Origin of the sequence: Streptomyces sp. NPDC059866, from assembly GCF_042731325.1 — a bacterium.
GTDB lineage: Bacteria > Actinomycetota > Actinomycetes > Streptomycetales > Streptomycetaceae > Streptomyces > Streptomyces flavusporus.
On the sequence record NZ_JBHWJT010000008.1, the window covers coordinates 199435 to 224169 of the forward strand.

Annotated in this window: 22 protein-coding genes; 7 read left to right on the plus strand and 15 right to left on the minus strand. The window is 70.3% G+C overall.

Annotation, left to right across the window (positions count from 1 at the left end; all coding sequences use genetic code 11):
- The first annotated feature begins 47 nt into the window (after positions 1-47).
- Complete coding sequence (locus ACFV7R_RS14880) at positions 48-809, plus strand: alpha/beta hydrolase (RefSeq protein ID WP_385263613.1); 762 nt, start codon at positions 48-50, stop codon at positions 807-809.
- 93 nt (positions 810-902) lie between these two features.
- On the opposite strand, the gene ACFV7R_RS14885 is transcribed toward ACFV7R_RS14880, so the two are convergent.
- The gene (locus tag ACFV7R_RS14885; RefSeq protein WP_385263614.1) at positions 903-1856 is read right to left on the minus strand and encodes a LysR substrate-binding domain-containing protein; all 954 of its coding nucleotides are present in this window, start codon (positions 1854-1856) and stop codon (positions 903-905) included.
- A gap of 63 nt (positions 1857-1919) precedes the next feature.
- Between ACFV7R_RS14885 and ACFV7R_RS14890 the strand changes: the two genes are divergently transcribed.
- Both ACFV7R_RS14890 and ACFV7R_RS14895 read left to right on the plus strand, forming a co-directional pair.
- Complete coding sequence (locus ACFV7R_RS14890; protein ID WP_385263616.1) at positions 1920-3191, plus strand: MFS transporter; 1272 nt, start codon at positions 1920-1922, stop codon at positions 3189-3191.
- Between the two features lie 512 nt (positions 3192-3703).
- Positions 3704-4720 (plus strand): sigma-70 family RNA polymerase sigma factor, encoded by a 1017-nt coding sequence (locus ACFV7R_RS14895; RefSeq protein ID WP_385263617.1) that lies wholly within the window; start codon positions 3704-3706, stop codon positions 4718-4720.
- On the opposite strand, the gene ACFV7R_RS14900 is transcribed toward ACFV7R_RS14895, so the two are convergent.
- Positions 4604-4990: an STAS domain-containing protein gene (locus ACFV7R_RS14900; RefSeq protein ID WP_385263618.1), complete on the minus strand. Its 387-nt coding sequence runs from the start codon at positions 4988-4990 to the stop codon at positions 4604-4606. The two genes, ACFV7R_RS14895 and ACFV7R_RS14900, sit on opposite strands and share 117 nt — an antisense overlap.
- 156 nt (positions 4991-5146) lie before the next feature.
- Here ACFV7R_RS14900 and ACFV7R_RS14905 point away from each other — a divergent pair, with 156 nt between their 5' ends.
- Entirely contained in the window at positions 5147-6067 is a 921-nt protein-coding gene (locus ACFV7R_RS14905) for an AEC family transporter (RefSeq protein ID WP_385263620.1), read from the plus strand.
- A gap of 159 nt (positions 6068-6226) precedes the next feature.
- Here ACFV7R_RS14905 and ACFV7R_RS14910 read toward each other — a convergent pair whose 3' ends face one another.
- The 8 genes from ACFV7R_RS14910 to ACFV7R_RS14945 form a co-directional block, all read right to left on the minus strand.
- The gene (locus tag ACFV7R_RS14910) at positions 6227-7510 is read right to left on the minus strand and encodes a thymidine phosphorylase (RefSeq protein WP_385263622.1); all 1284 of its coding nucleotides are present in this window, start codon (positions 7508-7510) and stop codon (positions 6227-6229) included.
- Between the two features lie 71 nt (positions 7511-7581).
- Positions 7582-7977, minus strand: a complete 396-nt coding sequence (locus ACFV7R_RS14915; RefSeq protein WP_385263623.1) for a cytidine deaminase — start codon at positions 7975-7977, stop codon at positions 7582-7584.
- Positions 7974-9239: an ABC transporter permease gene (locus tag ACFV7R_RS14920; protein ID WP_385263624.1), complete on the minus strand. Its 1266-nt coding sequence runs from the start codon at positions 9237-9239 to the stop codon at positions 7974-7976. The genes ACFV7R_RS14915 and ACFV7R_RS14920 overlap by 4 nt, the downstream gene beginning before the upstream one ends.
- Entirely contained in the window at positions 9236-10357 is a 1122-nt protein-coding gene (locus ACFV7R_RS14925) for an ABC transporter permease (protein WP_385263625.1), read from the minus strand. Before ACFV7R_RS14925 ends, ACFV7R_RS14920 begins: the two co-directional genes overlap by 4 nt.
- The gene (locus ACFV7R_RS14930) at positions 10357-11952 is read right to left on the minus strand and encodes an ABC transporter ATP-binding protein (protein WP_385263796.1); all 1596 of its coding nucleotides are present in this window, start codon (positions 11950-11952) and stop codon (positions 10357-10359) included. Before ACFV7R_RS14930 ends, ACFV7R_RS14925 begins: the two co-directional genes overlap by 1 nt.
- 162 nt (positions 11953-12114) lie before the next feature.
- Positions 12115-13164 (minus strand): BMP family protein, encoded by a 1050-nt coding sequence (locus ACFV7R_RS14935; RefSeq protein ID WP_385263626.1) that lies wholly within the window; start codon positions 13162-13164, stop codon positions 12115-12117.
- Between the two features lie 445 nt (positions 13165-13609).
- Complete coding sequence (locus ACFV7R_RS14940; RefSeq protein WP_385263627.1) at positions 13610-14653, minus strand: BMP family protein; 1044 nt, start codon at positions 14651-14653, stop codon at positions 13610-13612.
- Between the two features lie 297 nt (positions 14654-14950).
- Positions 14951-16180: a M20 family metallopeptidase gene (locus ACFV7R_RS14945; RefSeq protein WP_385263797.1), complete on the minus strand. Its 1230-nt coding sequence runs from the start codon at positions 16178-16180 to the stop codon at positions 14951-14953.
- 317 nt (positions 16181-16497) lie between these two features.
- Between ACFV7R_RS14945 and ACFV7R_RS14950 the strand changes: the two genes are divergently transcribed.
- Complete coding sequence (locus ACFV7R_RS14950; protein WP_385263799.1) at positions 16498-17124, plus strand: methyltransferase domain-containing protein; 627 nt, start codon at positions 16498-16500, stop codon at positions 17122-17124.
- Here the strand turns inward: ACFV7R_RS14950 and ACFV7R_RS14955 are convergent.
- From ACFV7R_RS14955 to ACFV7R_RS14975, 5 genes are read right to left on the minus strand one after another with little or no spacing between them, the layout of a single operon-like run.
- Positions 17095-17274 carry a hypothetical protein gene (locus ACFV7R_RS14955; protein WP_129801984.1) on the minus strand — a complete coding sequence of 60 codons (180 nt, stop codon included), beginning with the start codon at positions 17272-17274 and terminating at the stop codon, positions 17095-17097. The genes ACFV7R_RS14950 and ACFV7R_RS14955 overlap by 30 nt on opposite strands.
- A gap of 56 nt (positions 17275-17330) precedes the next feature.
- Positions 17331-18395, minus strand: a complete 1065-nt coding sequence (locus ACFV7R_RS14960) for a hypothetical protein (protein WP_385263629.1) — start codon at positions 18393-18395, stop codon at positions 17331-17333.
- Positions 18396-18453: 58 nt separating this feature from the next.
- Entirely contained in the window at positions 18454-19392 is a 939-nt protein-coding gene (locus ACFV7R_RS14965) for an N-acetylneuraminate synthase family protein (RefSeq protein ID WP_224735114.1), read from the minus strand.
- A gap of 14 nt (positions 19393-19406) precedes the next feature.
- Positions 19407-20687 (minus strand): cytidylyltransferase domain-containing protein, encoded by a 1281-nt coding sequence (locus ACFV7R_RS14970; RefSeq protein ID WP_385263630.1) that lies wholly within the window; start codon positions 20685-20687, stop codon positions 19407-19409.
- 41 nt (positions 20688-20728) lie between these two features.
- Complete coding sequence (locus tag ACFV7R_RS14975) at positions 20729-22078, minus strand: DUF6716 putative glycosyltransferase (RefSeq protein WP_385263632.1); 1350 nt, start codon at positions 22076-22078, stop codon at positions 20729-20731.
- 198 nt (positions 22079-22276) lie between these two features.
- Here ACFV7R_RS14975 and ACFV7R_RS14980 point away from each other — a divergent pair, with 198 nt between their 5' ends.
- Positions 22277-23263: a glycosyltransferase family 2 protein gene (locus tag ACFV7R_RS14980; protein WP_224734562.1), complete on the plus strand. Its 987-nt coding sequence runs from the start codon at positions 22277-22279 to the stop codon at positions 23261-23263.
- Positions 23263-24594 (plus strand): alpha-2,8-polysialyltransferase family protein, encoded by a 1332-nt coding sequence (locus ACFV7R_RS14985; RefSeq protein WP_385263633.1) that lies wholly within the window; start codon positions 23263-23265, stop codon positions 24592-24594. Before ACFV7R_RS14980 ends, ACFV7R_RS14985 begins: the two co-directional genes overlap by 1 nt.
- Positions 24595-24735 lie beyond the last annotated feature (141 nt).

The window sequence follows — 24735 nt, forward strand, 5'->3', positions numbered from 1 at the left end:
CCGTGCGGACGGGTGGTGTACACCGGCGCTTCTGACACTGTTCTGTCATGGCACAGGAAGTGACGCCGGTCCGCGCGCCCCGGCTGGGGCGGGCGCTCGGTCCGGAACCGACGGCGGTGAACGGGGTGGTGCTGCTGCTCCCCGGCGGCGACGAGGTCTCCGCCCGCCGGCCGTCCCCCCTGCTCGCGGCCGCGTCCGTACGGGGGCTGGGGCGCCGCCTGGTGCGCGCCGGCCACGACGAGGGCCTCGTCGCACACGTCGTGCACTACCGCTACCGCGGCTGGAACGGCAACGAGGCCCATCTCGCCCGCGACGCCTCCTGGGCGGCCGACGAAGCGGTACGGCGCTACGGCGACGTGCCGGTCTGCCTGGCCGGCATCGACATGGGCGGGCGGGCCGCGCTGCACGCGGGTGGTCACGAGGCCGTCAACTCCGTGCTGGCACTCGCCCCTTGGCTGCCGGAGGACGATGTCGCGGCGCCACCCGAACCGGTGAAACAGCTCGTCGGCCGGCAGGTGCTGATCGTGCACGGCACCAACGACGAGCGCACCGACCCCGAGCTGTCCTTCCGGTACGCGGCCCGCGCGAAGAAGGTGAACCGGGACGTCTGCCGCTTCGAAGTCCACTCCGACCGGCACGGGTTGCACCAGCACCGCGACGAAGTACTGGCCCTTGCCGAGGACTTCACCATGGGAGCGCTGTTCGGGCACCCCCTCTCCCGTCCGGTCCAGGACGCGCTCGCCGCACCGCCGCCGCTGGGGCTGCGGATGCCGCTGGCCGCGGGGTTCGGCCGGTCGCTGCGGCGGTAGGGCCTGTTCGCCTGCTTCACCTGCTTCACCTGCTTCACCTGCTTCGCTGGCTTCGCTGGCTTCGCTGGCTTCGCCTGAGGGTGACAGGACGGCTCAGTCGGGCAGCAGATGCCCGCGTCGTGACAGCAGGAACTTCTTGAACGCCGCCACCGGGGGTGTGTCCGGGCGGCCGTCCAGCCAGGCGACGCCGATCTCGCGCGCCGCGCGCGGGGCGGTGACCGTCAGCTCGACGACACCTGGACGCGGCACCGCCGGCGGCGGCAGCAGCGCGACCCCGAGACCTGCGGCGACGAGCCCTCTCAGCGTCTCCGCCTCCTCGCCCTCGAAGGCGATCCGCGGCTTGAAACCGGCCTCCTGGCACAAGTCGTCGGTGATCCGGCGCATGCCGTAGCCGGGTTCCAGAGTCACGAACATCTCCTCGGCGGCCTCGGCCAGCCGGATCCTCCGACGGCCGGCCAGACGGTGGTCGGCCGGGACGACGAGGCGCAGCTTCTGTTCGTCGAGGCGGCGGGCGACCAGGCCGGAGGCGTCCGGGACGGGCGAGGTCAGACACAGGTCCAGCTCCCCCGCGCGCAGCCGCTCCAGCATCGCCTCGCCGTAGTTCTGGACGAGGCTGAACCGGACCCCCGGGTGGTCGGCCCGGAAGGCGTGCAGCAGGCCGGGCACGGTCTCGGCGCCCATGGTGTGCAGAAAACCGAACGCAACCTTCCCGGTGGCCGGGTCGGCGTCGGCGCGCACCTCCTCGGCGGCCCGCTCGATCTCGGCGAGGGCGCGTTCGACGGAGGCGAGGAAGGTCCGGCCGGCGGTCGTCAGCGACACGGTCCGGCCGCGCCGGGCGAACAGGTCGACGCCCAGGTCCTGTTCGAGGCGCACCATGGCGCGCGAGAGGGTCGACTGAGGGACGTTCATCTCCTGCGCGGCGCGGGTGACGTGCTCGGTGCGGGCGACTCCGGCGAAGTGAGCCAGGCGCGGCGCGAGCAGCGCGACGATGTCTTCTGTGTCACTGCTTGGTGACAGTCGCGCCTGTGACCTCTGCTGATGCTTCATGGGAACGATTATGACAATTCCATGCATTGGACGGATGAATGGTCGGGTCCTTAGGTTCGAGGTATGAACCCCGCCGATACCGGGGCGTCCACGATCGTGGGCGCCGCTGCCTCTGTTCCTGCCGTTTCTGCCGCCGATTCCCGTATGGCCCCCGGCGGGCCCGGCTACCGGCGGATGAGCCTCGCTCTCTTCCTCGCGGGTGTCGCGACCTTCGCGCTTCTCTACTCCACGCAGGCTCTGCTCCCCCTGATGTCGGGGGACTTCGGTGTGACGGCGAGCGAGGCCAGCTGGACGGTGGCAGCCTCGACCGGCGCTCTGGCGCTGTTCGTCCTCCCGATGAGCGCCCTGTCGGAGCGCTTCGGGCGGCGTACGGTCATGACCGCGTCGCTGGCGGTCGCGGTGACGGTCGCCCTGCTGGTCCCCTTCGCTCCCTCGATGGGCGCGCTGGTGGCACTGCGGGCGGTGCAGGGCGCGGCGCTGGCCGGGCTGCCGGCGTCGGCGACCGCGTATCTCGCGGAGGAGGTCCGGCCCAGGGCGCTGGTCACCGCGATCGGCCTGTTCGTCGCGGGCAACAGCGTCGGCGGGATGAGCGGCCGGGTCATCACCGGCTGGGTGGCGCAGGAGTGGGGCTGGCGGGTCGCGCTCGGCGCCCTCGGAGTGGTGGCCGTGGCCTGCGCGATCGCCTTCCGCCTCCTGCTCCCGGCGCCGAAGCACTTCACGCCGGGCTCGCTGCGCCCGCGTGTCCTGGCCGGCACGGTCCGCGCCCACCTCGCCGACCCGCTGCTGCGCCGTCTGTACGCGATCGGCGCCCTGTTCATGACGGTGTTCGGCGGCGTCTACACGGTGATCGGCTACCGCCTGACCGAGGACCCGTTCTCGCTTCCCCAGGGCATCGTCGGCTCGATCTTCCTGGTCTACCTGGTCGGTACGGTGTCGGCGTCGGCCGCGGGCCGGCTGGTCGGCCGGCTCGGCCGCCGGGGTGCGCTCTACCTGGCGGGCGGCACCACGGCGACGGGTCTGCTGCTGTCCCTGGCGGGGTCGCTCGCGCTGGTCCTGCTGGGTCTGGTCCTGATCACCGGCGGCTTCTTCGCGGGGCACGCGGTCGCGTCCTCCGCGGTCAGCAAGACGGCCACGCAGGGGCGCGCCCAGGCGGCGGCGCTGTATCAGTCGGCGTACTACGTCGGGTCCAGCGCGGGCAGCACGGTGGGGGCGATCGCCTTCCACGCGGGCGGCTGGGCCGGGACGGTCGGGGTCGGGCTGCTGGCGGTGCTGGGTGTTGTGGGGATCACCGGGCTGGGCTCGCGGGCGGCTCGGGTGGCTGCGCGGGTGGCGTAGGCGGGGGTGCCTGCAGCGGCCTGCGGGTGGCGTAGGTGGGGGTGCCTGCGCGGGTGGCGTAGGCGGGGGTGCCTGCGGCGGCCTGCGCGGGTGGGTGCTTTGGTTGCTGTCGCGCCTTCCGGCTGTGGGTGGGGCGGGGCCGCGCCGGGGGGTGTCCGTCCTCGGTCTGCCGGGCTGGTTCCTCGCGGGGTGCCGGGCGTTCACGGCAGCCGCTGCGGGCGGACACCCCCCGACACGTCCCCTTCCCGCCGTGCGCGACTGCGGGACCGGTCGATCTGCCGCGGGCAGTGCCTTGAGGGCCCGAGGGCAGCACGGGTGGGCACGGCGGCATCCTTCCAGCGCCGGGCTGCGCGACCCGCCTCCTGGCGCAATGCCGCGCATCTCCCCACTCACCCCATCTGACCTGCCCCTTTTCCTACTCTGGGGGTCATTGTCAGTGGGCTGCGGTAGCTTCCGAAGTGCTGAGCGCAAAGGCGCGTACGGGCAGGAACGGCCACAGGGGTGGGTGGACCATGAGCAACGGCACGGCGACGACGACGGACCTCGACGCCACACTGGAAAAGCACCGAGTCGAGCTGACCGGCTACTGCTACCGCATGCTCGGCTCCTCCTTCGAGGCCGAGGACGCGGTGCAGGACACCCTGGTCCGTGCCTGGCGCAGCTTCGACAAGTTCGAGGGGCGCTCCAGCATCCGCTCCTGGCTCTACCGGATCGCGACGAACGTCTGCCTGGACATGCTGAACGCGGGCAACAAGCGGGCCAGGCCGATGGATCTCTCCGAGTCGACGCCGCTTGCCCAGGCGGCCCTGTCCCCCCGCCCGGACAACACCTGGCTGGAGCCGGTGCCGGACAGCCGCGTGCTGCCCACGACCGACGACCCGGCCGAGGCGGCGGTCGCCAAGGAGTCGGTGCGCCTTGCCTTCATGGCGGCCCTGCAGCAACTGCCGCCCAAGCAGCGGGCGGTGCTGATCCTGCGCGAGGTGCTGACCTGGAAGGCGAGCGAGGTCGCCGAGCTCCTCGGCACGTCGGTCGCGTCGGTCAACAGCGCCCTGCAGCGGGCCCGGGCGACCCTCGCGGAGCGGGAGGACAAGGGCGCCGAGGCGGCGCTCTCCGATCCCTTGGACGAGGAGCAGCAGAAGCTTCTGGAGCGGTATGTCGCGGCCTTCGAGGGCTACGACATGACGGCGCTCACGGCCCTGCTGCACGAGGACGCCGTCATGACGATGCCGCCCTTCGACCTGTGGCTGACCGGTGTCAAGGACATCACGGGCTTCATGACGACGCTCGGCGCCCCCTGCGCGGGCTCGCGTCTGGTGCCGGTCCAGGTCAACGGGTTGCCGGGCTTCGCCCAGTACAAGCCGGACCCCGAGGCGGGCGGCTTCACTCCCTGGGCCGTGCAGGTGCTGGAGATCTCAGACGGCCGGATCACCGGGTTCCACTGCTTCCTCGACACCAAGCGCTGGTTCCCGTTGTTCGGGCTGCCCCTCCATCTCGAAGCGGAGGCCGACCAGGTCGAGGAGGGCGTGTAGGGCAGGATCGGGATCCCGCAGCCGGATCCTCCCCCCGGCCCGCTTGGCCGCCAACTCCAGCCGCGCCAGCAGATCCACGGCGGCCAGCCCCGGCGGCCCGAGCCCTCCGACGTCACACACCACGACCGCCGCCCCGGTGGCCTGCAGCAACGCCCGCACGTCATCGCAGAGCCCGGTCACCTCATCCCGGGTGACGGGGCCGGCGAGCACGATTTCGGCGGGTGGCATGGCATTCACATGCGGTAGACCGGGCGGGCGGGTGGAATTCATCGGGGCCGAGGTCGTGGGCTGCCGCAGACCGCCGGGTGTCCGCAGTTCAGGATCATATTGACCCGCCGCCCTCCTGCCCCGGAGGGTTGGCTGTATGCCCCATGGATCGCCACCGCGCGTGCTGCCCGACGCTTTCCGGCCCGCCACGGAGGCGCGATGCAGGGGGTGTTGAGCGGGTTCGCGGTCATCGCCGTCGTCATCGGTGTGGGCTACGCGATCGGCCGCGGCGGCCACCTCGGTGACCAGGGCCGCGAGGTGCTCACCAAGCTCGCGTTCCACGTGGCGTCACCGGCCCTGCTCTTCACCACGCTCGCGCGGACCGATCTGTCGATGATCTTCTCCAGCCGCCTACTGGTCACGGCGTTGAGCACGGCAGCGGTGGCGGCGGTCTTCGTGGCGGTGGGAGTCGTACGCCGCTGGGGTGTGGGGCGTACGACGATCGGCGCGCTGTGCTCGAGCTACGTCAACTCCGGCAATCTCGGCATTCCTATCGCCGTGTACGTGCTGGGCGATGCGTCGCTGGTGGCGCCGGTACTGCTGTTCCAGCTCGTCGGGGTCACACCCGTCGCGTTGACGATCCTGGATCTGACCGGCGGAGGTGGGCAGGGGCCGCTGTGGAAGCGCCTGCTGACTCCGCTGCGCAATCCGATTGCGGTGGGTTCGCTGACCGGGGTGGCGGTGTCGGCGGCGGGCGCGGAGCTTCCGGGCCCGATCATGGATCCGCTGACTTTGATCGGGAACATGTCGGTCCCCGCCGTACTCCTCGCCTTCGGCATCTCCCTGCGCGGCAGCACGCTTCCGCTGCGCGGCGCGGAACGGGGCGCGGTGCTTCTCGCCGTGGGCCTCAAGTCGGTCGTCCAGCCGCTCGCCGCCTGGGCATTGGCGGCGGGCGTCTTCGGCCTGCGCGATGCGGCCCTGCTCGACGTGGTGGTGACGTCGGCACTGCCGGCCGCCCAGAACCTCTTCACGTACGCGAGCCGCTACCGGGTGGGCGAGACGCTGGCGCGGGAGGCGATCCTGTTGTCGACGCTGCTTTCGGTGCCGGTGTTGGTGGTGGTTGCGGCGCTGCTGGGTTGACTCCGAAGTCGGGGAACTTGCCAGTATCGAGCAGCAGGTCGAAGGGTGCGGGCAACAAGACCGGCTCGCCGGACTTGTCCGCGCGAAGAACCCGGTACACGCCGAACGGGACCGGCGCCGGTCCACCGATCCCGTTCACTCGAACGTGAAAACTCCAGGTCAGGCGATACGTTCCAGCACCACCGGCGACGGCGTGAAGTCCGTTCCGGGCGCCGCGATGTCGTACGAGCCCTCCACCGCCTGCAACGCGTACTCGAACCGCTCCGGCGTGTCCGTGTGCAGCGTCAGCAGGGGCTGGCCCTCGGTGACCGTGTCGCCCGGCTTGGCGTGCATCTCGACGCCCGCGCCCGCCTGTACCGGGTCCTCCTTGCGGGCGCGCCCGGCGCCCAGGCGCCAGGCGCCGACGCCGATGCCGTAGGCGTCGAGGCGGGTCAGGACACCGGAGGACGGCGCCTTGACCACGTGCTGCTCACGCGCCACCGGCAGCTCCGCGTCCGGGTCTCCGCCCTGCGCCGCGATCATGCGCCGCCAGACGTCCATCGCCGAGCCGTCGGCCAGAGCCTTCGCCGGGTCGGCGTCCTTCACCCCGGCGGCATCCAGCATTTCGCGGGCCAGGGCGATCGTCAGCTCGACCACATCAGAGGGTCCGCCGCCCGCCAGGACCTCCACCGACTCGCGGACCTCGAGCGCGTTGCCCGCCGTCAGGCCGAGCGGGGTCGACATGTCCGTCAGGAGGGCCACCGTCTTCACGCCGTGGTCAGTGCCCAGGCCCACCATCGTGGACGCCAGCTCGCGCGCGTCCTCGATCGTCTTCATGAAGGCGCCCGTGCCGACCTTCACGTCCAGGACCAGCGAGCCCGTGCCCTCCGCGATCTTCTTCGACATGATCGACGAGGCGATCAGCGGGATCGCCTCCACCGTGCCGGTCACGTCGCGCAGTGCGTACAGCTTCTTGTCCGCCGGGGCCAGTCCGTCGCCCGCCGCGCAGATCACGGCGCCGACGCCGTCCAGGACCGACAGCATCTCCTCGTTGGAGAGCAGGGCCCGCCAGCCGGGGATCGACTCCAGCTTGTCCAGCGTGCCGCCCGTGTGGCCGAGGCCCCGGCCCGACAGCTGCGGGACGGCCGCACCGCAGGCCGCCACCAGCGGGGCCAGCGGGAGGGTGATCTTGTCGCCCACCCCGCCCGTCGAGTGCTTGTCCGCCGTCGGACGGGACAGCGACGAGAAGTCCATACGCTCGCCGGAGGCGATCATCGCGGCGGTCCAGCGGGCGATCTCACGCCGGTTCATGCCGTTGAGCAGGATGGCCATCGCGAGGGCCGACATCTGCTCGTCGGCGACCTCGCCGCGCGTGTACGCGTCGATGACCCAGTCGATCTGCTCGTCGCTGAGCTCACCGCGGTCCCGCTTGGTGCGGATGACGGAGATGGCGTCCATGGCCATGGCTGGCTTTCCTTCCGGGGATTGCGAAGAGTACGGCCCCTGCGAGTCGAGTCCCAGGGGCCGTACGGGAGTTACGAGCTCAGGTGCCCCGGCCCGAAGGCCTGCGGCAGCATCTCCGACAGCGGCAGGATGCCCGCCGGTGTCTCCAGCAGCAGGTCGGGGCCGCCGAACTCGTACAACAGCTGCCGGCAGCGGCCGCACGGGACGAGGATCTCGCCCCTGCCGTCCACGCAGGTGAAGTGCGTGAGGCGGCCGCCCCCGGTGCGCTGCAGTTCCGAGACCAGCCCGCACTCGGCGCACAGGCCGAGGCCGTACGAGGCGTTCTCGACGTTGCAGCCGGTGACCGTCCGGCCGTCGTCGACGAGGGCCGCGACGCCGACCGGGTACCCCGAGTAGGGGGCGTACGCGTGGCTCATGGCCTCGCGCGCCACCTCCCGCAGGGCGTCCCAGTCGACCGCGGGCGTCACTTGCCTTGTCCCTTCCGGTACGGCAGACCGTCCGCCTTCGGCATCCGCAGCCGTTGCGCCGACAGGGCGAGGACGACCAGCGTGATGACGTACGGCGTGGCGGAGACGACCTGGTTGGGGACCTCGTTGGTGCCGGCGTACCAGGCGAAGACCAGGGCGCCGACGACCAGCGTGATCACGGCCTGGACGTACTTCTTCCGGACCACCAGCCAGATCGCGCCGATGATCAGCAGCAGGGCGCCGAGCAGCAGCAGTGCGTGGACGTTCTCGGAGCCGCCACGCAGGTTGAGGCTGTCGGTGTAGCCGAACAGGCCCGCGCCGATGGCGAGTCCGCCCGGCATCCAGTTGCCGAAGATCATCGCGGCGAGACCGATGTAACCACGGCCGCTGACCTGGCCCTCCAGGTAGAAGGGGTTGGCCACGATGGAGAGGAACACGCCGCCCAGGCCGGCCAGGCCGCCGGAGATGATCACGGCCAGGTACTTGTACTTGTAGACGTTCACGCCGAGGGACTCGGCCGCGACCGGGTTCTCACCGCAGGAACGCAGCCGCAGGCCGAAGGCCGTACGCCACAGGATCCACCAGGTCGCCGGGACGAGCGCGACGGCGATCAGGGTCAGCCAGGAGACGTTGGTGACCAGGCCGCCGAGCAGGCCCGCGATGTCGGAGATCAGGAACCAGCCCTGGTTGTTCAGATCCCGCAGGCCGTCGGAGAGTCCCGGCACGGTGAAGTGACCGAGGGATTCCACCGCCGGGGACTGCTTGGCGGAGCCTCCCGCGTGGCCCTCGAAGGCGAGGGGCGCGAGGTAGCGGGTGGCGCCGAGGGCGAGGATGTTGATCGCCACACCGGAGACGATGTGGTTGACGTTGAAGGTGACGGTCACGAAGGCGTGCAGCAGGCCGCCGATCGCGCCGCCGAGGATACCGACCAGGACACCGGTCCACGGGCCCCACTGGAATCCGGCCCAGGCACCGAACCAGGTGCCGAGGATCATCATGCCCTCGAGGCCGATGTTGACGACGCCCGCGCGCTCGGCCCAGAGGCCGCCGAGACCGGCGAGGCCGATCGGCACGGCGAGCTGGAGCGCGGTGGACATCTGGCTGACGTTGGTGATGCCGTCGGCGCCGGTGATGATGCGGACGATCGAGATCAGCGCCAGGGCTCCGGCGATGACCAGGAGCAGCACCGGCCAGGACATCCGGCGGCCGGTCGGCGCCGCGGGCTGCAGCGTGGGCTGGTTGACGTCGGTCGCGGTGGTCATCGGCCAGCCACCTCCTTCGTGGTGTTGTGGGCGCCGAGGACGTGACCGGCGGCCAGTTCGGCGCCGACCCGGCGCTGCTGGCGGCGCAGACCCCATTCGCGGACGGCCTCGTAGGAGACGACGACCGACAGCACGATCAGGCCCTGCATGATGACCGCGATCTCCTTGTCGTAGCCGTGGAAGTCCAGCTCGGGCGAGGCCTTGTCGAGCCACGCCCACAGCAGGGCGGCGAAGGCGATACCGACGGGGCTGTTACGGCCGAGCAGGGCGATGCCGATGCCGAGGAAGCCGATGCCGGTGGGGAAGTTGAGGCTGTAGGTGTGGGTGTCGCCGAGCAGGATCGGCAGGCCCGCGAGTCCGGCGATGGCGCCGGAGATGAGCATCGCGGTGAGGACCATGCGCTTGGGGTCCACGCCGCTGGCCGAGGCGGCGGTCTCCGAGGCGCCGGAGGCGCGCAGGTCGAAGCCGAAGCGGGTGCGGTTGAGGACGACCCAGTAGCCGATGCCGAGAAGTACGGCGAGGACGACCAGGCCGTAGATCTCGCCGGCGGCGCCCATGTCGATGCCGGGCACCCAGCCCGACTCGTGCATCTCGCCGGTGGTGTTGTTGTTGCCGACCTTGACGCCGAAGACGGTCGGCAGCCACAGGTAGCCGATGACGGAGGTCGCGATCGCGTTGAGCATGATGGTCGCGACGACCTCGCTGACGCCCCGGGTGACCTTGAGGACACCGGCGATGCCGGCCCAGAAGGCGCCGGTGAACACGGCGGTGAGGAGCAGCAGCGGGATCTGGATCGCGGCCGGCAGGTTCATGTGGGCGCCGACGATCGCGGCCAGCATGGCGCCGAGCTGGTACTGGCCGTCGACGCCGATGTTGAACAGGTTCATCCGGAAGCCGATGGCGACCGCGAGCGCCGCGATGTAGTACATCGAGGCCTGGTTGATGATCAGGACCTGGATGTCGGAGAAACCGGCCTGCTCGAACATCACGGCGAACGGCTCGACCGGGTTCTTGCCCGAGGCGATCAGCACGATCGCGCTCAGCACGAAGGCCACGGCGAGCGCGATGACCGGTCCGGCCACGGCGAGGAGCACACGCTCCTTGTCGAACTTCTTCATCAGCGGGCCTCGTCTTTGCCGGACTCGGGGGTCTCTTCGTGTTCGAGGTGTCCGGTCGCGGCACCGGTCATGGCCGAACCGAGCTCCTCGGGAGTGATCGTGGCCGGGTCGGCGTCGGCGACCAGCCTGCCGTTGTAGATCACCCGGAGTGTGTCGGACAGGCCGATCAGCTCGTCCAGGTCGGCGGAGATCAACAGCACGGCCAGGCCCTCGCGGCGGGCCTCACGGATGTGGTCCCAAATCGCGGCCTGCGCGCCGACGTCCACACCGCGGGTGGGGTGCGCGGCGATCAGGAAGCGCGGCTTGTGGCTCATCTCGCGGCCGACGATCAGCTTCTGCTGGTTGCCGCCGGACAGGGAGGCGGCGGTGACGTCGATGCCGGGGGTGCGGACGTCGTACGCCTCGACGATGCGGCGGGTGTCCGCCTGCGCGGCCTTCGGGTCGAGCCAGACGCCCTTGGCGTTGGGCTTCTCGGTGACGTGGCCGAGTATGCGGTTCTCCCAGAGGGGGGCCTCCAGGAGCAGGCCGTGGCGGTGGCGGTCCTCGGGGATGTAGCCGACGCCCTGCTCGCGGCGCTTGCGGGTGGCCCAGCCGGTGATCTCCTCGTCGCCGAGCCGGATGGTGCCGGAGTCGGCGTGCTTGAGACCGATCAGCGCGTCGACCAGCTCGGTCTGGCCGTTGCCCTCGACACCGGCGATGCCCAGGACCTCGCCGGCGTGGATGGTGAAGGTGATGTCGTCCAGGAGGGCCTTGCCGCCGGCCGCCTCCAGGCGCAGCTTCTCGACCGTGATGACGGGACGGTCGGTGACCGTCGACTCCGCGGTCTCCGGCGTGGGCAGTTCACTGCCCACCATCATCTCGGCGAGCTGGCGCGGGGTGGTCTCGGCGGGGACGGCCGTACCGACCGTCGTACCGCGCCGGATGACGGTGATCTCGTCCGCGACGGACAGCACCTCGCCCAGCTTGTGGGAGATGAAGATGACCGACAGGCCCTCCGCCTTGAGCTCGCGCAGGTTGTCGAAGAGCGCGTCCACCTCCTGCGGCACCAGGACGGCCGTCGGCTCGTCCAGGATCAGCGTGGTGGCACCCCGGTACAGAACCTTGAGGATCTCCACCCGCTGGCGGGCGGCGACGCCGAGCTCCTCGACCAGAACGTCGGGGCGCACCCCGAGGCCGTACCGCTCGGAGATCTCCTTGATCTTGCGGCGGGCCTTGGCGCCGATGCCGTACAGCTTCTCGCTGCCCAGCACCACGTTCTCGAGCACGGTGAGGTTGTCGGCCAGCATGAAGTGCTGGTGCACCATGCCGATGCCGCGGGCGATGGCGTCGGCGGGGCTGTGCAGGCTGACCTGCTCGCCGTCGATCGTGATCGTGCCCTCGTCCGGCTTCTGCATGCCGTAGAGGATCTTCATCAGCGTCGACTTGCCGGCACCGTTCTCGCCGACGAGGGCGTGGACGGTGCCCTTGCGGACGCTGAGGTGGATGTCGTGGTTGGCCACGACGCCCGGGAAACGCTTGGTGATCCCGGCGAGTTCGACGGCGGTCGCCTGACCGTTGACCGCCGCTCCGGCCGGAGGGCTGCTGGACGCGTTGATGGCGCACTCTCCTGGGGACGGGGGTCGTCTACGCGCGTAGCGCCCCTACGGCATACAAAGGGGGTGACGCGCCGAGACAACGGGGTACAGGGAGACAGCCTCCCCATACCCCGTTGAGCGCACGTAACCCCGCGGTTACTGACTGCTCGAAGTCGTACCCTGTCAGCTGCTCTTGACCTTGATCTCGCCGCTGATGATCTTCTCCTTGGCCGTCTCGATGGCTTCCTGGAGCTCGGCGTCGTCGGCGAACTCCGGGTTGGAGTCCGCGAGCCCGACCTCGCCGGTCTTCAGATCGCCCTTGACGATACCGGTCACGGGCTTGCCGTCCTCGACCGACTTCGCCAGGCCGAACACAGCCTTGGCGACGTCCTTCGTCGCCGAGGTCAGGATGTAGTCCTTGTACTTGGCGAGGGCTTCCTGCTTGTACTGGTCGGAGTCGACACCGATCGCCCACACCTTGTTGGCGGCGGCGGCCTCGATCACACCCTGACCGGACAGACCGGCCGCCGCGTACACGACGTCGGCCTTCTTCTCGATCTGCCCCTCGGCGGCGGTCTTGCCCTTGTCGGGGCTGGAGAAGCCACCCTCCTCGGCAGTCTGCGTCAGGTACTGCGAGACAACCTTGACCTTGCCACCACTCGTGTCCTCGACGCCCTGCTTGTAGCCGGCCTCGAACTTGTGGATCAGCGGGATGTCCACACCACCGACGAAGCCGACGACGTTCGACTTGGTGCTCTTGGCAGCGGCGACCCCCGCGAGATACGAGGCCTGCTCCTCGGAGAAGACCAGGTCCGCCACGTTGTCCGCCTGGACCTGGGAGTCGTCGACAATGCCGAAGGTGGTGTCGGGGTACTTCTCCGCGACCTCCTTGACGGCCGGCGCGTACGCGTAGCCGACACCGATCACCGGGTTGTAGCCCTGCTTCGCCAGCGACGACAGACGCTGCGCCTTGTCGGCGTCCGTCTCCCCCTCGGTGGGCTCGATGTCGGCCGTCTCGTAGTCGAACTCCTTCTTCGCCTGCTCCAGGCCCGCGTAAGCGGCGTCGTTGAAGGACTGGTCGCCCTTTCCGCCGACGTCGTAGGCGATGGCGAGGCCCTTGTCGTCCGACCCGGAGGACGAACCCTCGGTCGAGGTGCCGCCGCAGGCGGACAGAGCGAGGGCGAGGGATGCGGTCGCTGCGCCTGCGACCGCGATGCGGGAAACCCGGCGCATGTGTGGTGCTCCTGTCGTACAAGCGCCGGACGGTTCGGCTTCGGCGCTGGCTTCGCCGCAGATTAACGCGCGTAGACCTGCCTGAAAACCCCTTCTGTCCACCTTGTTATGCGCCCGTGGCCAATACCACTCAGACCCCAGGTCACGGCCTTGCCGCCTGCAAACGGAACATGGCAGCCGGTGACGACGGGCCGCACTCGCCCACGGCGGAAGGGGACGTGCTGGGGGTGCCCGCCCGCAGCGGCTGCCGTGAACGCCGGCCCACCCCACCAAGAAACCCGTCGGCAGACCGAGGACGGGCACCCCCCGGCGCGGCCCCGACCCACCCACCGTCAGTAGGCGCGACACCAGCCCCCCACACAGCGGCACAGGCCGCCGCAGGCATACCAGGAAGCGGGCGGACGCTCCTGCGCCCACCCGCTTCTCATCGATCCGACCGCGTCTGCTACTCGGTCTTGACCTTGATGGAGCCGCCGATGATGCCTTCCTTGGCCTCGTTCACGGCGTCCTGGAGACCGGCGATCTTCGCGAACTCCGGGTTGCTCTCGGACAGTCCGACGCCGTTCACCTTCAGGTCGAACGTCTGGGTGCCGGTCAGCGGCTTGTCGTTCTCGACGGACTCGGCCAGCGTGTACACCGCACCGCCGACGTCCTTGAGCGCGGAGGTGAGGATGAAGTCCTTGTACGCCGACAGCGCTTCCTGCTGGTACTGGTCCGAGTCGACGCCGATCGCCCACACCTTGGCCTTGGCCGCGGCCTCGATGACACCCTGCCCGGACAGACCCGCCGCCTGGTAGACGACGTCGGCCTTCTTCTCGATCTGACCCTCGGCGGCGGCCTTGCCCTTGTCGGGGCTGGAGAAGCCACCCTCCTCGGCAGTCTGCGTCAGGTACTGCGAGACGACCTTGACGTCCGGGTTGGTCTCCTCGACGCCCTGCTTGTAGCCGGCCTCGAACTTGTGGATCAGCGGAATGTCCACACCGCCGACGAAGCCCACGGTGTTGGTCTTGGTGGCCTTGGCAGCAGCGACACCGGCGAGGTAGGACGCCTGCTCCTCGGCGAACACGAGGGAGGCCACATTGTCGCCCTCGACGACCGAGTCGACGATGCCGAACGTGGTGTCCGGGTACTTCTCGGCCACGGCCTGCATGGCGGGCCCGTAGGCGAAGCCGACGCCGATGACAGGGTTGTAGCCCTGCTTGGCGAGGGAGGCCAGGCGCTGCTCCTTGTCGGCGTCGGTCTCACCCTCGGTGGGCTCGATGTCGGCGGTCTTGTAGCCGAACTCCTTCGCGGCCTTCTGCAGACCGGCGTACGCGGCGTCGTTGAAGGACTGGTCGCCCTTGCCGCCGATGTCGTACGCGATGGCGAGGCCCAGGTTCTCCTTGGACTCGTCGCCGCTGTCACCACTGGTGCCACCGCAGGCCGTGGCAGCGAGTGCGAGCGACGCGACCCCCACCGCGACGCGGGTCAGTTTGGATATCCGACGCATCTGAAGTTCCCCATTCTCCAAAGCCCCGCAGTGGGTGCTCGGTTCGGCGCACATTAACGCGCGTAGACACTCCTGGGAACGGGCTTCTGCGTGGCCGTTATCCATTCGTGCCGGTGGCCGGTTACTTCCTTGTGAACCATCGGCTCGAATGGTGTGCACCTGGGGCGATCCCGGCGCGGTGAAGGGCATCTCTGATCACTACGCGCACCAGGCTGCCCCCACTCCTGGCAGGCCGCAACCGGAGGAGAACGACGTCGAACGACCGTCCTGGGCCGACCCTCCTGCCGTTCTGCCGGCCTACCGCCCGCCGTGGACCAGCGCCGCCGCGGTGAAGAGCTCCACGCCGACGGTGATGGCGGACTCGTCGACATCGAAGTCGCCCTGGTGCAGATCGCGCACCGTGCGCTCGCCGGGGGTGCGCACGCCGAGCCGGGCCATGGCGCCGGGCACCTGCTCCAGGTACCAGGAGAAGTCCTCGCCGCCGAGGCTCTGGTCGGTCCCCTCGACGGAGTCGGCCCCGCGCCGCGCGGTCATGGCCTCGCGCAGCAGCTCGGTCGTCTCGGCCTCGTTGACCACGGGCGGAACGCCGCGCACGTAGTTGATCTCCGACTTGGCGCGGTGCAGATTGGCCACCTCGTCGATCGCCGCGTGCACGATGTCGGGGGCCTGCCGCCAGGCGTCGAGGTCCAGGCAGCGCACGGTTCCGGAGAGCTCGGCGTGCTGCGGGATGACGTTCGGGGCGTGCCCCGACTCGATCCGCCCCCAGGTCACGGCGAGCCCGCTGCGGGTGTCGACACGCCGGGCGACCAGGGCGGGCACGTCGGTCACCACCCGGGCGACGGCGGTGACGAGGTCGGTCGTCAGATGGGGCCGGGCGGTGTGCCCGCCGGGCCCGTCCAGGGCGATTTCCAGCCGGTCGCAGGCGGAGGTGATGGGGCCCTGCCGCAGTCCGATCAGCCCGGCGTCGACCCGGGGGTCGCAGTGCACGGCGATCATCCGCTCCACCCCCTCGAGCACCCCGCAGTCGATGGCGTCGGCGGCACCTCCGGGCAGCACCTCCTCGGCCGGCTGGAAGACCAGCCGCACGGGCCGCGGCAGCAGTCCCTGCTTGTGCAGCTCGGCCAGGACGAGGCCGGCGCCGAGGACCACGGTCGTGTGGACGTCGTGCCCGCAGGCGTGTGCCCGGTCGGGCACGGTGGACCGGTAGGGGCACTCGGTCTTGGCGTCCGGGATGGGCAGGGCATCGATGTCGGCCCGGAAGCCGAGCATGGGGGGACCGCCGCGCCACTGACCGCCGTCGGCTCCGACGTCACATACGAGCCCGGTCCCGACAGGCAGCACCCGCGGCTTCAGGCCCGCCTTCTCCAGGCGTGCCTTGATCGCGGCGGTCGTACGGAACTCCTGGTTGCCGAGTTCCGGGTGCATGTGCAGGTCACGCCGGAAGGCGACCAGTTCGGCACGCAGCGCCTCGGGCAGCGTGCCGGGAAGCGCGGCCCCGGGGAGGTCGGCGTCGGACTCCAGTGACATCTGTTGCTTCACCCTCTGAAGGGTAGGACGCCCGGACGGCCGACTGACCCGAGATCAACAAAAGTTCAACCCGTTAGGGGAAGAAAATCTGGCCGTCGGACGCATAGGCATCAACTTGGGTGGGTAAACTCGCCGGTTTTTACCGGTTGAGCCGATCACGGGCACCGCATTCCTCCACGCATACCACGCCCAGCCCCACCCGCGCGCTCTCGTTCATCTGTCGGACGCCCACGGCACGCGCTCCGCCGGTAGCCTGCGCGACCGTGACCGATCTGGACGCGGCCTTCCTGGAGGCCACCCGCAGCTCTTACGACGCGATGGCCGACGACTACGCGGCCCACTTCCCCGACGGCCCCGGCCTGCCCCTGGACCGGGCCGTGATCGGCGCCTTCGCCGATCTGACCCGCACGCACGCCCCCGCCCCCGTGGCCGACCTGGGTTCGGGCCCGGGCGGGGTCACGGCGATGCTGGACGGCCTCGGTGTCCCGGTGTTCGGTGTGGACGTCTCCCCGCGGATGGTGGAGCTGGCCCGCCGGGCGCACCCCGGTCTGCGCTTCCACGTGGGTTCGATGACGAGCCTGGACCTGCCGGACGGGACACTGGCCGGCGTGCTGGCGCTGTACTCGATCATCCACGTCCCGGACGAGCACCTGCCTGCGGCGTTCGCCGAGTTCCACCGCGTTCTGCTCCCCGGCGGACACGTCCTGGTGGGCTTTCAGTACGGCGACACGGAGGACCGTCTCCACCTCACGGAACGCTTCGGCCACGAGATCGCCCTCGACTACCACTGGCGTACGCCCGAAAAGGTGGCCGATCTCCTGACGAAGGCCGGCCTCGACGTCCATGCCCGTGTGGTGCGCGAGCCCCAGGAGGAGGAGAAGCGCCCGCGGGCGTTCCTGCTGGCCCGCAGATCCCTAGTCGTCCGAGCCGGAGCGGCTGCGTGAACTTCCGGAGCGGCTCAGCAGCTCGCCGGCCGTCCGGGTGACGGCGGCCACGACGCGTACCCAGCGCGGGCCGCCCCGTTCCGCCCACACGACGCAGACGCACCCCCCGACGACGAGCGCCAGAACGCCGGACAACACGAGTATCTCCATGCCTCTCCCCCTGCTTGCGAGTGCTGCGGTCCGCGCATCCTCTCATTCGCGGATCGCTACACCGCCCGCACCGCCGACAGCCGGTGCACATCGCGGGCCGTCCCCGTCACCCCGTCCAGGAAGCCCTGGGCGCGCGGTGAGGCGGTCCGGGTGAGCCATTCGGGGTTGATGTCGCAGACGGCGACGCGGACGTCCGTGCCGGCGAGGGCCAGCGGGAGGGTGTGGACGACCGTGGACGGGAAGCTGAGGATCGTGCGACCGACCGGGCCGCGGCGGGCGATGAGTTCCAGGGGGAGGTCGGGGCGGACGATCTCCAGGCCCGTTTCCACCGCGAGCCGGTGGAGTTTGTCGGTGCTCTCGCGGCGGTGGGCGAAGTAGCGGCGGGCCCCGTGCGCCTTGGCGAGGGACCGTACGGCGTCGATGTACCGCTCGCCGTCCACGACGCCCGTCTCGACCAGCGAGGTGCCGACCATGTCGGCGCTCTTGGTGATGCGGGGCGGGCCGAAGCGGGTGCGGGTCCAGGAGAAGTCGTTCGCGGTGACGGTGACGCCGCCCGGCGCCTCGTCGATCGGCATCGAGGAGAAGATCTCGACCCGGCGGCGCTCGCCGGGCGTCAGGCGGCGCCGGGCGGAGGACGACACCGGGGCGAAGAGCAGATCGCGCGGGCCGGGACGGCTGCCCCGCCGGTGCCAGCGCTCCAGGCGTTCACCGCGGGCGAGTTGGGTGACGAACTCCATCGTCGCCGTCCCGTCGTCCACGACGACCAGGTCACTGGCCCGCGTGATCGTCAGCAGAAGTTGTACGTACCGCGAGAACGGATCGCCCATGACGATCCGTTCCGCACGGCGCAGCGGCCCCACGAGCCCGCCGATCGTCTGGAAGGGTGCCGACGCGCCGCCGCGCGCCTCCTCCCAGCGGACCTCGTAGCCCTCCTCGCGCGCCAGTTCCGCCATCCGGCGCAGCTGGCCGCGGGTCATCGGGTCGACGGGCGAGAGGACCACGAGCGTGAGCCCCGCGCCGGGTGCGTGGACATGCGCCCACTCCAGCACGTTCAGGAGCTGTACCGGACTCTCGACGAAGGCGAGAGTGTGAGGGCCGGCATTCCCGGCGCGGGGGCTCATCGGCGTACGACCGTCCCGTCGTAGGGCGTTGTGGGGTTGTGAGGGGCTGACGGTGACGTCAGACCTGGAGCGGCTCGCCCGCCGCTGCGGCGATCTCCGCCTCGGCGACGACGCCCTGGACGCGGCGCAGCTTCTTCATCGGGCCCAGCTCGGACTCGTAGACCTTCTTGACGCCGTCACCGAGGGAGGCCTCGATGGTGCGGATGTCGCGCACGAGGCGCGTGAGGCCCTGCGGCTCGACCGAGGCGGCCTGGTCCGAGCCCCACATGGCGCGGTCCAGGGTGATGTGACGCTCGACGAAGGTCGCCCCGAGCGCGACCGCGGCGAGGGTGGTCTGCAGGCCGGTCTCGTGGCCGGAGTAGCCGATCGGGACGTTCGGGAACTCCTTCTCCAGCGTGTTGATCACGCGGAGGTTCAGCTCCTCGGCCTTCGCCGGGTAGGTGGAGGTGGCGTGGCACATGAGGATGTTGTCCGAGCCCAGGACCTCGACCGCGTGGCGGATCTGCTTCGGCGTCGACATGCCGGTGGAGAGGATGATCGAGCGGCCGGTGGCGCGCAGCGCCTTCAGCAGCTCGTCGTCCGTCAGGGACGCGGACGCGACCTTGTGGGCCGGGACGTCGAACTTCTCCAGGAAGGCGACGGCCTCGGTGTCCCACGGGGAGGCGAACCAGTCGATCCCCTTCTCCTTGCAGTACTCGTCGATCTGGCGGTACTCGGCCTCACCGAACTCCACGCGGTGGCGGTAGTCGATGTAGGTCATCCGGCCCCAGGGGGTGTCGCGCTCGATGTCCCACTGGTCGCGCGGGGTGCAGATCTCCGGGGTGCGCTTCTGGAACTTGACCGCGTCGCAGCCCGCCTCGGCGGCCACGTCGATGAGCTTGAAGGCGTTCTCCAGCTCGCCGTTGTGGTTGATGCCGATCTCGCCGCAGATGTAGACGGGCTTGCCGGGGCCGACCTCGCGGGAACCGAACGTACGCAGGCGGGAGTTGGTGCTCATGGCAGGAACTTTCCTTACTTGGTGGAGGGGTCGAGAGAGTCGAGAGAGGGTCCGAGGATCCAGCCGGCGATCTCTCGGATCGCGCCGACGCCACCGGGGACGGTGGTGACCGCGCGTGCGGCGCCGCGTACCACGTCGTGGGCGCTCGCGACCGCTACCGGCCAGCCGACGAGGGCGAAGCACGGCAGGTCGTTGACGTCGTTGCCGACGTAGAGCACGCGCTCCGGCGCGATGCCCTGCTCCTCGCACCACTGCTTCAGCGCGAGATCTTTCCGGTCGATGCCGTGCAGCACCGGAATCTTGAGCTTCCGGGCCCGGGCGGCGACGACCGGGTTCTGCTCCGTGGACAGGATCAGCATGGTCAGGCCGCTGCGTCGCAGGGCCGCGATGCCGAGGCCGTCTCCGCGGTGCACGGAGACGAACTCCCGTCCATCGGCATCGATCAGCACCCGGTCGTCTGTCTGGGTGCCGTCGAAGTCGAGTACGACCGCGTCGATGTCGGCGGCGGTCGGAAGGGCGCCGGGGCGGTCCGCGTCGAACAGCGGCGCGAGGGCCCGGGCGCGGGCGAGGTCGTGCGGGTCGTCGATCTCCAGCACGCGCGCGGGGTCGGTGCGCACCAGCTCGGTGCGGCCGAAGAAGCGGTGCTGGTGCTCGCGGAAGCCGGCCGCGTTCATCGCGTAGGCGGCGCCGGTCTCCAGCAGGTCCTGGGGGCGGTCCTGGCGGCGCGGGCGGAAGGACTTGTCGTGGTTGACGCCGTAGCCGCCGCCCGTGCTGAGCGAGTCGGCGGCGGTGACGACGCTGTCGGCCGCGGCCTCGGCGTCGGCGTCGCGCCAGATGAAGCCGTGGAAGGGGGCGACGGTGACGGCCGTGTCGGCGCCGTTCTCGACGACCGCGCCGGCCACGCCGTCGATGTCCTCGCGGATGAGGAACGGGCTGGTGCACTGGACGAGCAGGACGGCGTCGACCGGGGAGCCGTGCAGCGCCTCGTGGGCGTCCATGGCGTGCAGCACGGCGGCTTCGGAGGTGGCGGTGTCACCGGCGATGGCGGCGGGGCGCAGCACGACCTCGGCGCCGGCCGAGCGGGCGGCGGCGGCGATGGCCTGGTCGTCGGTGGAGACGACGACGTCGGTCACCAGGCGGCTGGCGATGCACTCGCGCACCGCGCGGGCCACCAGCGGAACGCCGCCGACCGGGGCGAGGTTCTTCGCGGGCACGCCCTTGGAGCCGCCGCGCGCGGGAATCACCGCGAGCACCCGGCGCACCGCAGCGCCTTGGCCCGCTTCCGGGTTGGACATTGGCTCTACTCCTTGACGTGCGTGAGGTGAGGTCCCGTGGCTCACAGCTCCCCCATCCGCCGGATGACGGGTGCGACCCGCTGGACGCCGTGCCGGTAGGCGCCGCGGGCGGCGCGGCGGACTATCTGGCGGACCGGGCCGGGCTCCTTGTCGTGGGCGGGGGCACCGGGCAGCGGGGTGCCGTCTGGGCCGAGGTGGTGGCGGGCGAGGATGCCGGGCAGGTAGCCGGGGGCGGTCGCGGGCGTGTAGTACGGCGTCAGGGGCGGCAGTCCGCCGGGCCGGCCGAGCAGCTTGGTGATCCGCTCGCGGGCCGCGTCGAAGGCCGTGTCGTACGAGCCGTCCGCTGCGACGCCCTGCCGGGCCACCCAGTCGGCGTCCGGAGTGGGCCGGTGCCCGGCGTCGAGCTGGTCCCAGGAGGCGAGGCAGCCGGAGCCGACGAAGTGGTGGTTGCCGAGCACCTCACGCACGCCGAGGTCGGTGAGGACGACGGTGGGGATCCGGCGGTGGAGGGACTCCAGCGCGGCCGTCGAGCTGACCGTGACGAGCAGGTCCGTGCGGTCCAGGACCTCGCCCATGTTGCCGTAGACGAGCTTGAAGTTGGGGGGCAGCTCGCCGAGCCGCTGCGCCAGCTTCTGGTACGGCAGTTCCTCGATGTGGGTGGTGTGCTCGCCCGGCTTGGAGCGCAGCTTGAGCAGCACCTCGCGTTCGGGGTGCAGCCGCGCGTGCTGGACCAGGCGGTCCAGCAGGTACGTCCGGTCCTTGCGGCTCTCCGGAACGGACGGCTGGGCGGCGAAGACGACCGTGTAGGGGTCGTGCTCGCCGGTGTACTTCGCGCCGCCCAGGAACGGCAGTGCCACCTCGGTGACCGCGGAGGAGTCGGCGTCGACCCCGTCGTAGACCGCGCGGAAACGCTCGGCGTCCTGGCGGGAGTTGGCGAGGACGAGGTCCGCGCCGTGCCGCAGCAGGAGGCCGTCGGCGAGCTTCTCGTAGACGACGCCGACATAGCCGGTGACGACGACGGGCCGCGTCTCGCGGTCCTGCCAGACACGCCCGAGGCCGTGCAGCATCGCCTGGACGCCGCCGCCGACCAGGGAGAGGACCAGGACGTCGTACGACTCCTGCGCCATGATCCGCAGGAACTCGACGGCCGTGACCTCCCTGAGGGAGTCGGCGCGGACGCCCACTTCGGCCAGTTGGCGGGGGGTGGGGGTCGCCCGGCCGCGCAGCAGAAATCCGTCCAGGGCAGGGGCAACTTGCGCCTCGCCTTGCGGTCCGGCTTCCATGGACGGGCCCGGAGCGATACGGCTCGCGGTCAGGGCACCCCATTTCCATCGGGTGTCGGAGTCCGCGAGTACTGCGATCCGCGTGGGCTTCGTTGTACTTGGTGGCACGTCCAAGACGCTAGGAAGCAATTTCTAGTTGCTGGCCAACCTCGCCTCAACGAAAAGTTAACAGCAACCCACCGAGAGCCGAACTGCCCCGCCGAACTCCAGGAAGTACACGGGATGCACCGTTCCGACACATTGAGTTCACCCTCAGTACCCTCACCGGAAAGTTCCACAGCGGGGCCGCCTCCTAGGCTTTCGCAGGTGCCAAAGCTTTCCGTGATCGTGCCGTTCTACAACGTGCAGCAATACGCCCCCGACAACCTGAGAAGCCTTCGCGCCAACGCCAGGCCGGACTTCGAGTTCATCCTGGTCGATGACAAATCGAAGGACGAAACGCCGGCCATTCTCGAACGCGCGGCCGACGAACTCTCCGCGGTCGCTCAGGTGCGCTATATCCGCAGAGAGGAAAACGGAGGGCTGGCCACCGCTCGCAATACCGGCCTCGATGCCGCGACCGGCGAGTACATCACCTTCCTGGACGGTGACGACTGGCTGGCCCCGGGCTACTACACCGAGCTGGTGGCGGCCATCGAGGAGCTGGGCTGCGACTTCGTGCGCACCGACCATGTGCAGGCCACCGCCCGCGCCCGCAGCGTGACCCGTGCGCCCGTCGGGCGGCGGTACGAGGTGATGAACCCCCGCGACCACATCCTGCCCGCCCACCGCACGACCTCCGTGGACTACGCCTACGCCTGGGCGGGTGCCTTCCACCGCCGACTGCTGGACAAGGGCGTCTTGCACTTCACCGACGGGCTGCGCACGGCCGAGGACCGGCCGTGGATCTGGAAGCTGCACCGCGAGGCGGAGTCCTTCGCCGTGCTGAACCTGCTCGGCGTGTTCTACCGGCGCGGCGTCGCCGGTTCCCTCACGCAGATCGGTGACGTCCGCCAGCTCGACTTCATCCGCGCCTTCGACCAGGTCGTCGAGGAGACGGCGGCGGACCGTGACGCCGACGTGCTGCTGCCCAAGGCGGTGCGCACCTACTGCGCGATCATCGCCCACCACCTGTCGGAGATCGACAAGTTCGAACCGGCCGTGGCCAAGCAGCTGCGGATCATGAGCGCGGCGGCGATAAAGCGCATGCCGCAGGACGCGCTCGGCGACGTACTCGACACCATGGACCTGCGCCGCGCCTCCAAGCTGCGGCGGCTGCGGCGCCGGGTCACCACAGCGAAGGCGGCTGCCTGATGTCCCGTACCACCCAGATCTTCTGCGTCTCGACGCTGTACGGCGCCGCGACCCTGGCCGCCGCCATCGACTCGGACTGCTTCGCCGAGGCGGACCGCCGGGTGCTGCTGGTGTTCAACAACTCGGCGACGCCGGAGACCACCCCGGCCGTCGACGAGATGCCGGGCTTCGACACGCTGCGCGACCACTTCGACGACGTCCTGTCGTACAACGAGGCGATCCGTCCCTTCCACCCCGGTGCCTGGGCGCCGCGCCCCGACGACCTGCCGCTGTTCGAGCGCCATCTGCGGCTGCTGTGGGGGCTGGGCGACGACCGGGTGGAGCTGGTCGTGGAGTCCATCCAGGTCAACCCGGCGCTCGGGCTGGCCCAGATCTTCACCGGCGCCCCCCTCATCGTCTACGCCGACGGGCTGATGAGCTACGGCCCCACCCGCAACAAGATCGACCCGCTGGTCGGCACCCGGGTGCGGCGACTGCTGCACCTGGACCTGGTGCCGGGGCTCACGCCGCTGCTGCTCACCGAGTTCGACGTGCCGGCGCAGATGGTGCCGACGGACGCCTTCCTGAAGGTGATGAGCGGCCTCACGGACACCGCCGGGGAGCTGCCCCTGCTGCCGGACAGCGCGGCGCTGCTGCTCGGCCAGTACCTGTCCGCGCTGAACATCCTCTCCCCCGCCGAGGAGGAGGACCTGCACGTGCGGATGATGCGGGGGGCGGTGGCCCGCGGGCACCGCTCCATCGTGTTCAAGCCGCACCCCACCGCGCCGGCCCGCTACAGCCGCGCCCTGGAGAACGAGGCCGAGAAGCTCGGCGTCGACCTCACCGTGCTGGACACGCCGGTGCTCGCGGAGGTGCTGTTCGCCAAGGCGCGGCCCGCGCTGGTCGTCGGCTGCTTCTCGACCGCGCTGTTCACCGCGTCCGCGTTCTACGACCTGTCGGTCGTCCGCATCGGCACCGCGCCGCTGCTGGAGCGGCTCACCCCCTACCAGAACAGCAACCGCCTCCCGGTCACCCTGGCCGACGCGCTGCTGCCGGACCTGGAGAACGGCAAGGGCGAGGAGACGCTCGCGGACGAGCTGCTGACCGGCCTGGTCGAGGCGGTCGGCTTCACCATGCAGCCGCAGATCAAGGCGGACCTGAGGCCCGCAGCGGAACGCTTCCTCTCCCAGCACCTCGGGCCGCGCACCCAGCGCTACTTCAAGCGCAAGCGGCTGACCTCGCTCGGTCTGCCCGGCGGCATCCCGGAGCGCCTGTCGTTCCTGCCGCGCAACTCCACGGCACGCCGGGTGGTGCGCCGGGCGCGGGCACTGAAGAAGGCCGTGAAGCGCTGAGCCAACGAGCGGCCACGTTCCTGCGAAGGCCATAGAAAGACAGGCCAGATATCGAGTTAGTCCGTTGATTCAATGGTGAAGAGGTGCCCTGATCCCTAGGATCAGGGCACCGCCTCTCCGAATCCATGAGGCACTCATGAC